We start from the raw sequence: 13,484 nt of genomic DNA, 5'->3' as shown, positions 1-13,484 counted from the left end.
GCACCATGCGGATCGACTGGGCCGAACTGCGGGCCGCCGCCACCGAGGCGATGCGGCACGCGTACGCGCCGTACTCCAAGTTCCCGGTGGGGGCGGCGGCCCTGGTCGACGACGGCCGGATCGTGCGCGGCTGCAACGTGGAGAACGCCGCGTACGGCGTGGTGCTCTGCGCCGAGTGCGGGGTGGTCTCCGCGCTGCACGCCACCGGCGGTGGCCGGCTCGTCGCGCTGTCCTGCGTCGACGCGACCGGTGAGCCGCTGATGCCGTGCGGCCGCTGCCGGCAGCTGCTCTGGGAACACGGCGGCCCGGACTGCCTGATCGAGGCGAAGGGCGGCCCGCTGACCATGGCCGAGCTGCTGCCGCACGCGTTCGGGGTGCAGGACCTGGAGGCGATCGTCCGGGACGACACGCTGCCGGTGGTACCGGAACGGCTGGCCTCCTGGCGGGGCCGGGGCACGGTCTTCGTGCACCCCGACGTGACCGCCGGCAAGCAGGTCTGGACGGCGTACTGGGAACGGTCCGCCGGGGACGGCGGCAACGCCGAGCCGGGCGTACTGGAGGAGGGGCCGACCTGGACGGACCCGGCCGACGCGGTCACCTGGGGACACGCCCGGACCCCCCGGGTGGTCGTGGTGGACGCCGCAGGCACGCTCTACTGGGCCGGGGACGGGGAGCCGCCCCTGGAGATCCCGACCCGCTGGCCCGGCAGCACCGGGGAGACCGAAGGAAGAATGCGATGAGTGGGTTCGCCGCGGTCGACGTGATCCGCACCAAGCGGGACGGCGGGGTGCTCTCCGACGCCCAGATCGACTGGGTGGTCGACGCGTACACCCGGGGCCGGGTGGCCGACGAGCAGATGTCCGCACTGGCCATGGCGATCCTGCTGCGGGGCATGACCGGCGCGGAGATCGCCCGGTGGACCGCCGCGATGATCGCCAGCGGCGAGCGGCTGGACCTGTCCGCCGTGCACCGGCCCACCGTCGACAAGCACTCCACCGGCGGGGTCGGTGACAAGATCACCCTGCCGTTGACCCCGCTGGTGGCGGCCTGCGGTGCCGCCGTACCGCAGCTCTCCGGCCGGGGGCTCGGCCACACCGGCGGCACGCTGGACAAGCTCGAATCCATCCCGGGCTGGCGGGCCGCGCTGAGCAACGCGGAGTTCACCGCCCAGTTGCGGGACGTCGGCGCGGTCATCTGCGCCGCCGGGGAGGGGCTGGCCCCGGCCGACCGCAAGCTGTACGCGCTGCGTGACGTCACCGGCACGGTCGAGGCGATCCCGCTGATCGCCAGCTCGATCATGAGCAAGAAGATCGCCGAGGGGACCGGTGCGCTGGTCCTGGACGTGAAGGTCGGTTCCGGCGCGTTCATGAAGTCGGTCGACGACGCCCGGGAACTCGCCCGCACCATGGTGGAACTGGGCGGGGCGCACGGGGTACGCACGGTGGCCCTGCTCACCGACATGTCCACCCCGCTCGGCCGCACCGTCGGCAACGCCGTGGAGGTCACCGAGTCGGTCGAGGTGCTGGCCGGTGGCGGCCCCGCCGACGTGGTCGAACTGACCCTGGCCCTGGCCCGGGAGATGCTCGCCGCCGCCGGGCTGCCCGACGTGGACCCCGCCGACGCGCTGCGCGACGGGCGGGCGATGGACTCCTGGCGGGCGATGATCGAGGCGCAGGGCGGCGACCCGGACGCCCCGATGCCGGTCGCCAACGAGGTGGAGGTGGTCCGCGCCGAGACCGACGGCGTCGTCGCGGCGGTCGACGCGTACGCCATCGGGATCGCCGCCTGGCGGCTCGGTGCCGGGCGGGCCCGCAAGGAGGACCCGGTCAGCGCCGCCGCCGGGGTCGTGCTGCACCGCCGCCCCGGTGACCTGGTGCGGGCCGGTGACCCGCTCTACGAGCTGCGCGCCGACGACCCGGCCCGGATCCCGGCGGCCCGGGCCGAGGCGGCCCGCGCGGTCACCGTGGCCGACCGGGTCACCCCGGCGGCCCCGCTGGTCATCGAGCGGATCGGCTGACCGGTCGGCCGTGGCCGCTGTTCCCCTGCCGGACCCGGGCACCATCCGTACGGCGAGCTGCTACGAACTGGAGCGGCTCGGCGTACCGCTGCCCCCCGACGAGTATCCCCTGGTCTGGGAGGCCGGGGACGAGGTCGCGTTGCGGCCGACCGCGGAGCTGGAGGCCCGGGCGGCGATCCTGCACGTCATCATGGGCCGGTGCTTCGGCATGCCGGCGGACGCCGCGATGGGTTGGCTGCTCGGCTCGCACCTGGTCGAGCAGGTCACCCCGCCGGAATGGCAGTTCCTGGTGGGCGGCAAGGGCGACCACCGGTCGTTCGTCCTGCACCACGACGCGCTCTTCGGGTTGGCCTGGGTGCTCGGCCTGACCCGGCACCTCGACCCGACCGTCCCGCCGGACGACCGGTTCGTCCGGCAGTTGCCGAACCTGGCCGCCGACGAGACGTTCGCGCAGTGGCGGTCCCGGATCCTCGCCGCCCCCCGGGACCCGGTCGAGGTGGCCGGTCTGCTCGACCTGCACTACTGCCTGGACTGGAGCTACCTGGAGATCGAGCGGACCGGCGGCGTCCTGCCCGGCCTGGTGGACGCCAACGCGATCGGTCAGCGCCGGTGGGCGCTGGAGTGGGCGGTCGTCTTCACCGGGCCGTACCACGACGAACCCGGGGGCTGGGAAGAGGTCGACCTCTCCACCTGAGCCGGCCGCTTGTTGTCGGACCGGCTCGTTGCCGGACCGGCTCAGCCCGGCCCTCCGGTCAGGCCGGTCGGTAGACGGCCAGCCGGACCGCGACGGTGACCGGTACCGGCTCGGGTAACGCGGCCAACCGCTGGTCCAGCCGGACCGGATCGGTGTGCCAGGCGCTCGGCCCCATGCCGACCAGGGTCCGCACCTCCGACCTGAGCAGCCGCAGCCCGGCCCGGTGCTCCCCGGCCTGCCCCGCCGTGAAGTGCCCGGCCAGGCTCGCGGCCACCCGGTCGGCCTTCTCCGGGTCCACCCGCAGCAGGCCGAGCGCGTCGACCAGCTCGGCCAGGTGGTCGGCGGCCGGCGTGACCACCAGCAGGGTCCCGTCCGCGCGCAGCACTCGGCGGAACTCGGGGCCGTTGCGGGGGGCGAAGACGTTCAGCAGCAGCGCCGTCGAGGCGTCCGCCAGGGGCAACCGGCGCCAGGTGTCGGCCAGCGCCGCGCCGGCCCGTGGGTGGGCCCGCGCCGCGCGGCGCAGCGCCGGCTTGGCGACGTCCAGCGCCAGACCGGTGGCGTCGGGCAGCGCGTCCAGCACCGCCGCGAGGTGCCGGGCGGTGCCGGCGCCGGGCTCCACCACCAGCGGGTACGTCGTACCGGGCGGGACGTGGGTCACGGCCGCCCGGGCCAGCGCGGCGGAGATGACGTCGTAGTGCCCGGCGGCGAGGAAGTCCGCCCGGTCGGCCACCATGGCGGCGCTGTCCCCGGAGTGCGGGGCCTGCCCGGCGAGCAGGTCGACGTACCCCTGCCGGGCGACGTCGAAGCTGTGGCCGCGCGGGCAGCGCAGTGCGCGGGCGGTACCGGCGGTCGCCTCGGCCAGCGGGTCGCCGCAGACCGGGCAGCTCAGGCGGCGCAGGGTCTCCGGGTGCATCGTCGGGCGCGGCGGCTCCACCCCGCCACCGTAGCGGGGTCGGCCCGGCGGCCGGCCGGACGGGGGCCAGCCGGACGGGCACGACGGCTTGCCGGGCGGGGCGCCGCCGGAGACCGGGCGGGGGACGCGACTAATGTCTGAGCATGGCCGCGATCACCTACGAAGACATCGTCAAGGCACCCAAGGCGCTCCTGCACGACCATCTCGACGGCGGCCTGCGGCCGGCGACGATCGTCGAACTCGCCCGGGAGGTCGGGCACGACCTGCCCACCACCGACCCCGAGGAACTCGGCCGCTGGTTCGTGGCCGCTGCCGACTCCGGCTCGCTGGAGCGCTACCTGGAGACGTTCGCGCACACCGTGGCGGTGATGCAGACCGAGGCCGGGCTGCGCCGGGTGGCCGCCGAGTGCGCCATCGACCTCGCCGCCGACGGCGTGGTCTACGCGGAGGTACGGTTCGCCCCGGAGCAGCACCTGGAGCGGGACCTCACCCTGGACCAGGTGGTGGAGGCGGTGCTGGCCGGTTTCGCCGAGGGCACCGCGCAGGCCGCCCGGTCCGGGCACCGGATCCGGATCGGCACCCTGCTCACCGCGATGCGCCACGCGGCCCGGTCGCAGGAGATCGCCGAGCTGGCCGTGCGGCACCGGGACAGCGGGGTGGTGGGGTTCGACATCGCCGGGGCCGAGGCGGGCTTCCCGCCCACCCGTCACCTGGACGCCTTCGAGTACCTCCAGCGGGAGAACTTCCACTTCACCATCCACGCCGGTGAGGCGTTCGGCCTGCCGTCGATCTGGCAGGCCATCCAGTGGTGCGGAGCCGACCGGCTCGGTCACGGCGTACGCATCGTCGACGACATCACCGGCGGGGCGGACGGCCGCCCGGTGCTCGGCCGGCTCGCCGCGTACGTGCGGGACAAGCGGATCCCGCTGGAGCTGTGCCCGTCGTCGAACGTACAGACCGGGGCGGCCCCGTCGATCGCCGAGCACCCCATCGGGCTGCTGCGGGACCTGCGGTTCCGGGTCACCGTCAACACCGACAACCGGTTGATGAGCGGCACCTCCATGTCCCGCGAGATGGCGCTGCTGGTGGAGGCGTTCGGCTACGGCTGGGCGGAGCTACGCTGGTTCACCATCAACGCGATGAAGAGTGCGTTCATCCCGTTCGACGAGCGGCTGGCGTTGATCGACGAGGTGATCAAGCCGGCGTACGCGGAGCTGATGGCGGGGTAGGGCGGCTCCCGGAGGCCCGGGGGAGGACGGTCAGGGTAGGTGCGGGTGCCGGGCGAGCAGTTCGGTCACCCGCCGGACGATCTCCCCGCCCCGGGCCGGCTGGGCACCGAGGCCGGCCTGCCGGCGCAGTACGGCCGGCTCGGCGCGCAACAGGGTGAGCCCCCGCCGGAGCAGCACCCCGGGGGCCTTGCGCTGCTCGGCCAGGTCCCGTCGGAGCCGGCGCAGGAAGGTCGCGCCGCGTGGCCGGCGGAGAGCGTACGCCCCGGCCAGCAGCCCCCGGCGGCGACACTCGGCGACGATCTCGGCGGCGAAGATACCTTCGGCGACGAACAATGGCGATCCGGCCAGGTCGAGTACCCGGGTGTCCACCCGCCGGTCCGCGCCGATCGCGTAAACCGGCACTTCCGCCTTGCCGTCCCGGAGCAGCCGGGCAATGGTGTCCACCGCCGCCCCGGCATCCCAGGACAATGGTGACTCCCAGTCCACCTGGTCGCCCCGACGAGGCAACGTAGGGTCATCGCCGTTCTTGTAGAAGTCGTCGAGGCAGAGCACGGGCAGCCCGGTTCGCTGGGCTATGTACGACTTCCCGGACCCTGAGGGACCGGCGAGGAGGACAACTCCGTGAGGACGCTTCATTACTCTCGGTTACTCCGGCCAGACGGATTGCTATCAAATTGCATCAACATCCCATCACACCCTGTGCGACGGCCAACCTGGGCTTTCTCTTTGAGTGACGGCGTGATGGAATCTCGGAGGTCCGACCCGCCCGGGTCGGTCGCGCAGCGGTGCCCGGAGCGCCGCGACGGCGCTGGAACGCGAGGGCGGTGACGTGAGCAAACGACCAAAGACGGCGGGCTCATTCCTGTCGCGCGTGCGCCGGCCCTTCGGCCGGCTCCGCGACATGCCGATCTGGTCCAAGCTCGGTCTCATCATGATCGTGCCCACGATCGCCACGGTCGTGGTCGGTACCAGCGGGCTGATCGACCACCTGGAGACGCTCGACACCGCCAACCGGGCCGGTGACCTGGCCAACCTGGTGCAGTACTCCGGCGAGCTGGTCGACGACCTGCAGAACGAGCGGGCCGCCGCGGTGCTCCTGCTCGGCGCCGACAAGGAGGCGGACCGCAAGCGCTACACCGACGCGTACACCGACCTGCACAAGGCGGTCGACGCGGCGAAGGCGCCGTACTCCCGGCAGCGGGCCGAGCTGAGCGACCTGCCCACCAACTTCGACGGGCTGCTGGACGGCATCGACCAGAACCTGGCCAACCTGCCCGGTACCCGCAGTCAGGTCTTCAACGGCAAACTGAAGCTCACCGAGGCGGCCCAGGCGTACGAGGGCCTGATCGCCGACCTGCTGGACATCCGCGACTCGGCCACCCAGCTCGCCGGGGACACCGACCTCGGTGAGCGGATGCGGGCCGCCGCCAGCACCGCACGGGCCAAGGAGTTCCTCTCCGTCCGCCGGGTCGTCGTGCACCGCGCGCTGATCCAGAACAATCTCACCCCGGTGCTGCGGACCGAGTACATCGCCACCGAGACCGGTCAGCAGCAGGCCCTGCAGAGCTTCCTGGCGGTGGCCAACCGGGCCGAGTCGGAGCTGTACCAGCAGACCGTGGCCGGTTCCGACCAGCGGGAGGCCGACACCTACAGCGGCTGGATCCGCAGCACCACCACCGACAGCATCGCCGGGGCGCCGTTCAACGCCGACCAGTGGGACGCGGCGATGACCGGCAACGCCAAGCTGATCCGGACCGTCGAGGCGAAACTCGACGCCGACGTGGTCAACGAGGCCGACCAGCTCCGTACCGACGTGCAACGGCAGGTCTTCCTGGAGACCGGTCTGCTGCTCGGCATGCTGCTGCTGGCCATCCTCTTCGCATGGCTGGTCGCCCGGTCGATGGCCCGCTCGCTGCGCGACCTGCGCCAGGGTGCCCTGGCCGTCGCCCAGTACGGCCTGCCCCAGGCGGTGGCCCGGCTGCGCGACCCGCAGCTGTCCAACCAGCTCTCCCCGGTCCAGCTCGCGAACCAGATCGCCGAGCCGCTGCCGGTGCGGAGCCGGGACGAGTTCGGCCAGGTGACCGAGGCGTTCAACGCGGTCCACCTGGAGGCCGTCCGGACCGCCGCCGAGCAGGCCGCCCTGCGCGCCTCGGTGGCCACCATGTTCGTCAACCTGGCCCGTCGTTCGCAGATCCTGGTCGACCGGCTCATCGGTCACCTGGACCGGCTCGAACGCGGCGAGGAGGACCCGGACCGGCTGGCCGAGCTGTTCCAGCTCGACCACCTGGCCACCCGGATGCGGCGCAACGACGAGAACCTGCTGGTGCTCGCCGGCGCGGACTCCACCCGGGTGCAGCGGGAGCCGGCCGCCCTGATCGACGTGCTGCGGGCGGCCCAGTCCGAGGTCGAGCACTACACCCGGATCGAGTTCGGGGTGGTCGACCGGGACATCGAGGTGGCCGCGCACGCCGTCAACGACCTCGTGCACCTGGTCGCCGAGCTGTTCGACAACGCCACCGCGTTCTCGCCGCCGGACTCCCAGGTCATGGTGGAGGCCCGCCGGGTCGGTGACCGCGCCTCGCTCTACGTGGAGGACCGGGGCATCGGCATCTCGCCGGACCAGCTCCGTGACCTCAACGAGCGGCTCGCCACGCCGCCGATGGTCGACGTCGCCGTCTCCCGGATGATGGGCCTCGTCGTGGTCGCCCGCCTGGCCTCCCGGCACGCGGTCAAGGTCGAGCTGCGGGCCGGTGGCGACCGGGGCACCGTGGCCGAGGTCGCCCTGCCCACCTCGGTGCTCGTCCCCCGGGCGCTCTCCGGCCGGGTCCAGCAGCCCGGCGCGCTGCCGGCGTCGCCCAGTTCCGCCCCGCCCGCCGGCCCGGCCCGGGAGATCACCCCGCTGCCGCCGTCGCCGCGTACCAGCCCGGACCGGGACAGCCAGGTGACCCTGGGTGGCCGACCGTTCGAGCCGGCTGCCCGGAACGGTGCCGGCCAGCTCGGGGCCGGTGCGGCCCGTTCCATGCCGGCCTGGTCCGACCTCACCGGCGTGACCCCGCCGCGCAACGGTACGGACACGTTCCGGCCCCGCCCGACCAACGGCCAGCCGGTCGAGCCGTTGCCGCAGCGTCGGGCGACCGGTGACGAGGAGGGGACCACCGACACCGGCTCGTTCCCGGTCGTGCCCCGCCAGTTGCCGAGCAGCCCGGAGGCGCGCTCCCTGGCCGTACCGCCGGTCTCCGCCCCGCCGGTCTCGGGTCAGCCCTACTCCGCGCCGCCGGTCTCCGCGCAGCCCTATTCGGCGCAGCCGTATTCGGCCCCGCCGGTGTCGGGTCAGCCGTACTCCGCGCAGCCGTACTCGGCCCCGCCGGTGTCGGGCCAGCCGTACTCCGCGCAGCCCTACTCGGCCCCGCCGGTGGTGTCCACCCCGCCGGTCATTGCGCCGGACCGTCCGGCCACCCCCTCGAACGGCGCCCCGCCGGTCTGGCCGCCGGTGGCCACACCGGAACGGGACGCGCCGCCAGCCGTACCCGAGCGGCTCGCTGCCGCACTGGACATGACCACCGAGCTGCCCCGGGTCACCCGGGGCCCGATGGAGCCCCCGGCGGCCCCCGCTCCGGCCGAGCGGCAGCAGCGGTACGCCGACGAGACCATGGAACTGCCGATCTTCCGGGAGCTGGAGTCGGCCTGGTTCCGTACCCGCCGACCGGCCGAGGACGCGCCCGTGGTCCAGCCGGCGGCCGGTGCCGGTGACGCGACCGAGCAGTTCGCCAGGGTCGACGCCGGCAGCCGTACCGGCCAGAACATCCCGACCGGGACGACAGGTAACCCAGTCATGCCGAATGCGCCGACAGGCGGCGGTACGCCGCACGACAACGGGCCGGCCACCCCGTACGGGGAGAGCACCCCGCCGCGCCGGGTACCCACCCAGAATCCCTGGCAGACGGCCGCCGACGACGGTTGGCGGGCGGCCAGTGCGGCGAGCGCCGCCCCGGTCGGCGGTACTACCCAGACCGGCCTGCCGAAGCGGGTGCCCATGGCGCAGCTCGTGCCCGGTGGGGTGGAGAAACCGGTCACCTCTGTGCAACGCCGTACTCCCGAAGCAGTGCGCGGTCTGCTCTCCGCATACCATCGCGGCGTGCAACGAGGCCGTAGCAACCCCTCGGACGGTCCATCGACCCACCCGGAGTCGGCTCCGGGCGGGCAGAAATCCTCGCAGTCTGGCCTAGGCCCCGCGGCCGGGAGCGGGCAGAAGGAGCATGAAGGATGACAACTACGCAGGATCTTGGTTGGCTGCTGGCCAACTTCGCCGACCGGGTGCCCGGCGTCGCACACGCGATCGCCGTCTCCGCGGACGGTCTGCTCCTCGCGTCGTCACGAGACCTTCCGCGTGACCGGGCTGACCAGCTCGCCGCCATCGCCTCCGGTCTGGTCAGCCTCACACAGGGCGCCGCCCGCTGCTTCGAGGGTGGCGCGGTGCTCCAGACAGTCGTCGAGATGGACAATGGCTTCCTGTTCCTGATGTCCATCTCGGACGGTTCGTCGTTCGCGGTGCTCGCGGCCCGGTCCTGCGATGTCGGTCAGGTGGGCTACGAGATGGCGCTGCTCGTCGACCGGGTCGGCGACGCGTTGACTCCGCAGCCGCGCGCCGCGGCTGCGGGCATGCTGGGTTGAGTCGGGACCTGGCGGCCGGTGGCCGGCAGGGGCAACAAACAGAGATGACGAGTTCCACCGAGTTGGGCCCGCGACGGGTACGAGGGAGGTGAGCGGCGACATGGAACGCGACGAGCCGACCGGAGCGCTGGTCCGTCCATATGCCGTGACCCGCGGTCGTACCCGTCCCAAGCTCGACATCGCACTGGAAGCACTCGTCGAGACGACGGTGCGTGGCCGGTCCCTCCAGAACGCCAAGGGGGGACACGGCCGGGAGCACCAATACATCGCCGCGCTGTGTGACGGACGGCTGCAGTCGCTCGCCGAGATCGCGGCGCGCATGCAGTTGCCGCTCGGGGTGGCCCGGGTCCTGATCGCGGACATGGCCACGGACGGCCTGGTCGCGGTGCACGAGCCGACCATCCTGGACGACTCCGACGACGCGGTGGGCACTGAACTGCTGGAGAGGGTGCTGAGTGGACTTCGCAGGCTCTGACATGTCGCACCGCCCACCGTCTGGACGCGTGACATCGGCAAAGATCGTCATCGCCGGTGGCTTCGGCGTCGGTAAGACGACCCTGGTCGGCTCGGTCTCGGAGATCACGCCGCTGACCACCGAGGCGATCATGACGTCGGCCGGTGTGGGCGTCGACGATACGCGGCAGGTACCGGGGAAGACGACCACCACGGTCGCCATGGACTTCGGTCGGATCTCCATCGACCGGGATCTGATCCTGTACCTCTTCGGTACCCCGGGCCAGACGCGCTTCTGGTTCATGTGGGACGAACTGGTCCGGGGTGCGATCGGCGCGGTGGTCCTGGTCGACACGCGTCGGCTCGCGGACTGCTTCGCGGCGATCGACTTCTTCGAGCACCGCCGGTTGCCGTACCTCGTGGCGATCAACTGCTTCGACGGGATGCAGTACCACGACCCGCAGGACGTCCGGGACGCGCTCGCGATCTCCAACGACGTCCCGGTGGTGGCCTGTGACGCCCGGAACCGGGAGTCGACCAAGCACGTGCTCATCTCCCTGGTGGAGTACGTGCTGACCATGCGGCGTTCCCGCGCGGTGGCGCCCGCCTGACAGCGCGGCTGACCCGCCCGGTCGTGTCCTGCGCACACCGGGCGGGCCGCGTCGTCGGTGTCGATGCTCCCGGAGTGGGCCGCCGCCGTGCCCGGGTTCGGGTGGTCACGTGGCTGGCGACCGGTCAGTGGTCGCTCCCGCCCGGAACGGGTCCGGCGCCCGGGGCGGTCGGAAAGCCCGGGGCGGTCAGGAGACTCGGGGCGGTCAGGAGACCCGGACCCAGGCCCCGTTGGCGACCGTGAAGACGCCCAGTGAGTCCGCCGCCATGCCGCCGTGCCGGATCGGCGCGAACGCGTACGCCCCGGCGATGCCCTCGGTCACCTGGTTCTGCAGGTAGGCGCGCAACCGTCCACGGTCGACACTGGCCGCCATCCGGGCGGCGTTGGCGAGCAGGTGCAGCGCGTCCGAGCCGTACGGGGCGAAACCGCTGAACCCGCCGTACTCCCGGATGTAGCGGAAGACGAAGTCCCGCCGGGCCAGGGCCGCCGTGGTGGTGTTGGTGAGGGTCGACCCGCCCAGCGAGGCGGGGTGTACGACGAGAGCACCCTCCATCGCCGACAGGTACGACTCGCTCAGGGTCTCCTCGGCGACCGCCCCGGCGTCGAAGAGGAGCTGTCCGGTGTAGCCCGTCCGGCGCAGCGCCCGCGCAGCGGCCCCGGAGTCCGGGGCGGTACCCCAGACCACGATTCCGTCCGGTGTGCCCTCCACGGCCCGCTCAGCGGCCCAGGTGGGGTCTCCGTCGGCCGCCCCGGGCAGTCGCACGGTGCGTGCCAGGTCGACACCGGCGATCTCCAACGCGCCGGCCATGGCCCGCACCCCCGAGTCGCCGTGCAGGCCGTGCGCGGCGAGCACGGCGACCCGCCGGAGTTTCTCGGCGCGGGCCAGCCGGGCCAGGCGGCGGGCCACGTCCCCGGCGTCCGGGGTGAGCTTGTAGACGTAGGTCCGCTGGGCCAGCGGCAGGACGATGCCGTCTGCGGCGGCCAGCGACAGGTACGGCACCTGGAGTTTCTGGGCCACCCCGACGATGGCCATCGCGGTCTCCGCCACGGTGCCGCCGACGAGGGCGTGCACCCCGTGTGCCCAGGCCAGATCGGTGGCCTGCCGGGCGGCGAGCCCCGGATCACCGGCGTTGTCCTGCACCACGAGCCGGATGGTCCGCCGCAGGTTGCCGACCGGCACCCCGTCCTCGGCGTTCAGCGTCGCCGCAGTGATCCGCAGGGCCCGTTCCTGGAGCACCCCGAGCGCCGCCCAGCGTCCGCTGAGTTCCAGGCTGGCGCCGACGACCAGCTCCTGCGGCCCCCGGGTGGTGGCCGGTCGGGAGCCCGGCCCGGAGGCCGGCTCCTCGTCCCGCCCGCAGGCGCCGAGCAGCAGGGTCCCGGCGGTACCGGCCAGCAGGCTCCGCCGGGCCAGCCCACCCCGACCGGGTACGGCGGTGGCCAGTGTGGAGCTACCGGTCGCCGCTGTCGCCATCTCCGAGCCGTCCCTTCCCTGCCCGGCGGCGAACCTGCCGCCGGCTGTCCCGCCGGTATGCTTCCGGCCGCCACATCCCGGCGTCAACTTTTCCGGCTGTGGCTATGAACACGCAGGTCAGAGATGTTTTGCAGGTCGGTCGGGCAGGATCGGGGCGGTAGGCCGGCGGTAGGTCAGGAACGGTAACCGGCCGGGCGGTACTCCGGCTCCCGGTCGTCCTCCCGTTCGTCCGGATCGCGGCTGAAGTCCCAGCCGCCTGCGGCCTCCCGGCCCGGACGACCGCCGACGGCGAAGCCGCCGATCTCCTGCCCGCGCCGCCAGCCCCGGAAGTAGCCGGTGGTGTTCTCCGCGAGGCTCGCCGGATCCCGGACGATCCGCAGGGGACGTTCGTCCCGCAGCGGCGAACCGGGAACCAGGTTGGCCTGCGGCACCCGCTTGGGCAGACCGGCCGGCGTCTCCGCGCCCACCGCCGGCCGGGCCGCCTGCTCGGCGGCCCGCCAACCGGTGTCGGCGGTGAACGACCACGGGGCGTCCTCCTCGGCGGGCTGGTCGGTAAACCAGGCGGACCGGGCGGCGGCGAAGATCAGCAGGTCACCGTCGCCCTCGTCGGCGACCGGCGGCGGGCGGTGTTCCGCCTTCGGGCGTTCGGGGCGGGCCGACCGCTGGGTCCGGGCCTCCTCCTCCCGGTCGACCAGACGCAGCGGGGGGGTGTCCCGGTCGGCGGTGTCCCGCAGGGACCGGTCGGCCGGCGGGGCCGGTTCCACCAGCCGCAGCGAGGGCGGCTCCGGCGGCAGGTCGTCGGCGAGCCAGGGCGGGGTCACCCGACCCTCGCCCGGGGTGACCACGGTGGGCGCGTCCACACTGCGCCCGCCCCGGCTCTCCCGGTCGCTGCGGGCGTACCCGCCACCCTGGCCGGCGGTGGTGTCCGCCCGGTCGTCGGAGGGGTTGACCAGCGGCCAGTTGGCCCGGGAGCCGGGTGGCGCGTGCTCCGGCTCGGGGCGCGGCGCCGGTACCGGCACGTTGCGGTCGGTGACGGAGAAACCGCCGGCGGGCGGGGCCGCCTCGACGTTGGTCTTGGGCCGGGGGGAGATGACCGTGGGCCGCTGCCGTTCGGCGCGGGCGTTGTTGATCGCGGCGGTGGTGAGCGTGGGCCGGAAGGGCTCGCCCGCCTCGGCCGGCGGAATGCCGGGCCGCTGTCCCGACGGCACGCCGGGGCGCTGCCCGGGAGCCGGTGAGGGGCGCTGGCCCGGGGTGATCGGGGTCATCCCCGGCGGTGGCGGCGGTGGAGCGGAGACCGGTCGGTTGGTCGGCGCGTCCACCTGCCGGGCGGCCGGCGGCAGCGCCGGCTCCGGGCGGTTCGGCCGGACCGACGGCGGCGCCGAGACCGGCGGGGTCACCGCGGCGGCCGGCGCGACCGGCGCCGGGG

11 protein-coding genes and 1 pseudogene are annotated in these 13,484 nt (G+C 73.6%); 8 read left to right on the top strand and 4 right to left on the bottom strand.

What is annotated here, in order from left to right:
• Positions 1–5: 5 nt before the first annotated feature.
• From GSF22_RS05830 to GSF22_RS05820, 3 genes are read left to right on the top strand one after another with little or no spacing between them, the layout of a single operon-like run.
• Positions 6–740 (top strand): cytidine deaminase, encoded by a 735-nt coding sequence (locus tag GSF22_RS05830; RefSeq protein WP_208811707.1) that lies wholly within the window; start codon positions 6–8, stop codon positions 738–740.
• Entirely contained in the window at positions 737–2,017 is a 1,281-nt protein-coding gene (locus GSF22_RS05825; RefSeq protein ID WP_208811706.1) for a thymidine phosphorylase, read from the top strand. Before GSF22_RS05830 ends, GSF22_RS05825 begins: the two co-directional genes overlap by 4 nt.
• Positions 2,018–2,027: 10 nt before the next feature.
• On the top strand, positions 2,028–2,711 hold the full coding sequence (locus tag GSF22_RS05820) for a DUF4272 domain-containing protein (RefSeq protein WP_307803760.1): 684 nt from the start codon (positions 2,028–2,030) through the stop codon (positions 2,709–2,711).
• A gap of 58 nt (positions 2,712–2,769) precedes the next feature.
• On the opposite strand, the gene GSF22_RS05815 is transcribed toward GSF22_RS05820, so the two are convergent.
• Positions 2,770–3,624, bottom strand: a complete 855-nt coding sequence (locus GSF22_RS05815) for a putative RNA methyltransferase (protein WP_208811723.1) — start codon at positions 3,622–3,624, stop codon at positions 2,770–2,772.
• A 143-nt stretch (positions 3,625–3,767) separates the two neighbouring features.
• On the opposite strand from GSF22_RS05815, the gene GSF22_RS05810 reads away from it, so the two are divergent.
• A complete protein-coding gene (locus GSF22_RS05810; protein WP_208811705.1) occupies positions 3,768–4,853 on the top strand; it encodes an adenosine deaminase in 1,086 nt (361 codons plus the stop codon).
• A 30-nt stretch (positions 4,854–4,883) separates the two neighbouring features.
• Here the strand turns inward: GSF22_RS05810 and GSF22_RS05805 are convergent, their stop codons facing one another.
• Positions 4,884–5,405 (bottom strand): ATP-binding protein, encoded by a 522-nt coding sequence (locus GSF22_RS05805; protein ID WP_307803759.1) that lies wholly within the window; start codon positions 5,403–5,405, stop codon positions 4,884–4,886.
• Positions 5,406–5,682: 277 nt separating this feature from the next.
• Here GSF22_RS05805 and GSF22_RS05800 point away from each other — a divergent pair, with 277 nt between their 5' ends.
• From GSF22_RS05800 to GSF22_RS05785, 4 genes are all read left to right on the top strand, one after another.
• Positions 5,683–9,120 carry a sensor histidine kinase gene (locus GSF22_RS05800; protein WP_208811703.1) on the top strand — a complete coding sequence of 1,146 codons (3,438 nt, stop codon included), beginning with the start codon at positions 5,683–5,685 and terminating at the stop codon, positions 9,118–9,120.
• Positions 9,117–9,524, top strand: coding sequence for a roadblock/LC7 domain-containing protein (locus GSF22_RS05795; protein WP_208811702.1), 408 nt, complete (start codon positions 9,117–9,119; stop codon positions 9,522–9,524). Before GSF22_RS05800 ends, GSF22_RS05795 begins: the two co-directional genes overlap by 4 nt.
• A gap of 100 nt (positions 9,525–9,624) precedes the next feature.
• The gene (locus tag GSF22_RS05790; protein ID WP_208811701.1) at positions 9,625–9,999 is read left to right on the top strand and encodes a DUF742 domain-containing protein; all 375 of its coding nucleotides are present in this window, start codon (positions 9,625–9,627) and stop codon (positions 9,997–9,999) included.
• Between the two features lies 1 nt (position 10,000).
• Positions 10,001–10,588, top strand: a complete 588-nt coding sequence (locus tag GSF22_RS05785) for a GTP-binding protein (protein ID WP_208811700.1) — start codon at positions 10,001–10,003, stop codon at positions 10,586–10,588.
• 204 nt (positions 10,589–10,792) lie between these two features.
• Here the strand turns inward: GSF22_RS05785 and GSF22_RS05780 are convergent, their stop codons facing one another.
• On the bottom strand, positions 10,793–12,058 hold the full coding sequence (locus tag GSF22_RS05780) for an ABC transporter substrate-binding protein (protein ID WP_208811699.1): 1,266 nt from the start codon (positions 12,056–12,058) through the stop codon (positions 10,793–10,795).
• Positions 12,059–12,231: 173 nt separating this feature from the next.
• A pseudogene (locus GSF22_RS05775) lies at positions 12,232–13,484 on the bottom strand (transposase); the annotation flags it as partial.

The sequence above is a fragment of the Micromonospora echinofusca genome (assembly GCF_017614955.1).
GTDB lineage: Bacteria > Actinomycetota > Actinomycetes > Mycobacteriales > Micromonosporaceae > Micromonospora > Micromonospora echinofusca_A.
This window is presented reverse-complemented; position numbering and strand designations above follow the sequence as displayed.

Excerpts from the sequence above, each read along its gene's own strand:
- GSF22_RS05830 (WP_208811707.1), top strand. The coding sequence starts at position 6 with ATGCGGATCGACTGGGCCGAACTGCGGGCCGCCGCCACCGAGGCGATG.
- GSF22_RS05825 (WP_208811706.1), top strand. The coding sequence starts at position 737 with ATGAGTGGGTTCGCCGCGGTCGACGTGATCCGCACCAAGCGGGACGGC.
- GSF22_RS05815 (WP_208811723.1), bottom strand. The coding sequence starts at position 3,624 with ATGCACCCGGAGACCCTGCGCCGCCTGAGCTGCCCGGTCTGCGGCGAC.
- GSF22_RS05810 (WP_208811705.1), top strand. The coding sequence starts at position 3,768 with ATGGCCGCGATCACCTACGAAGACATCGTCAAGGCACCCAAGGCGCTC.
- GSF22_RS05795 (WP_208811702.1), top strand. The coding sequence starts at position 9,117 with ATGACAACTACGCAGGATCTTGGTTGGCTGCTGGCCAACTTCGCCGAC.
- GSF22_RS05790 (WP_208811701.1), top strand. The coding sequence starts at position 9,625 with ATGGAACGCGACGAGCCGACCGGAGCGCTGGTCCGTCCATATGCCGTG.
- GSF22_RS05785 (WP_208811700.1), top strand. The coding sequence starts at position 10,001 with ATGTCGCACCGCCCACCGTCTGGACGCGTGACATCGGCAAAGATCGTC.
- GSF22_RS05780 (WP_208811699.1), bottom strand. The coding sequence starts at position 12,058 with ATGGCGACAGCGGCGACCGGTAGCTCCACACTGGCCACCGCCGTACCC.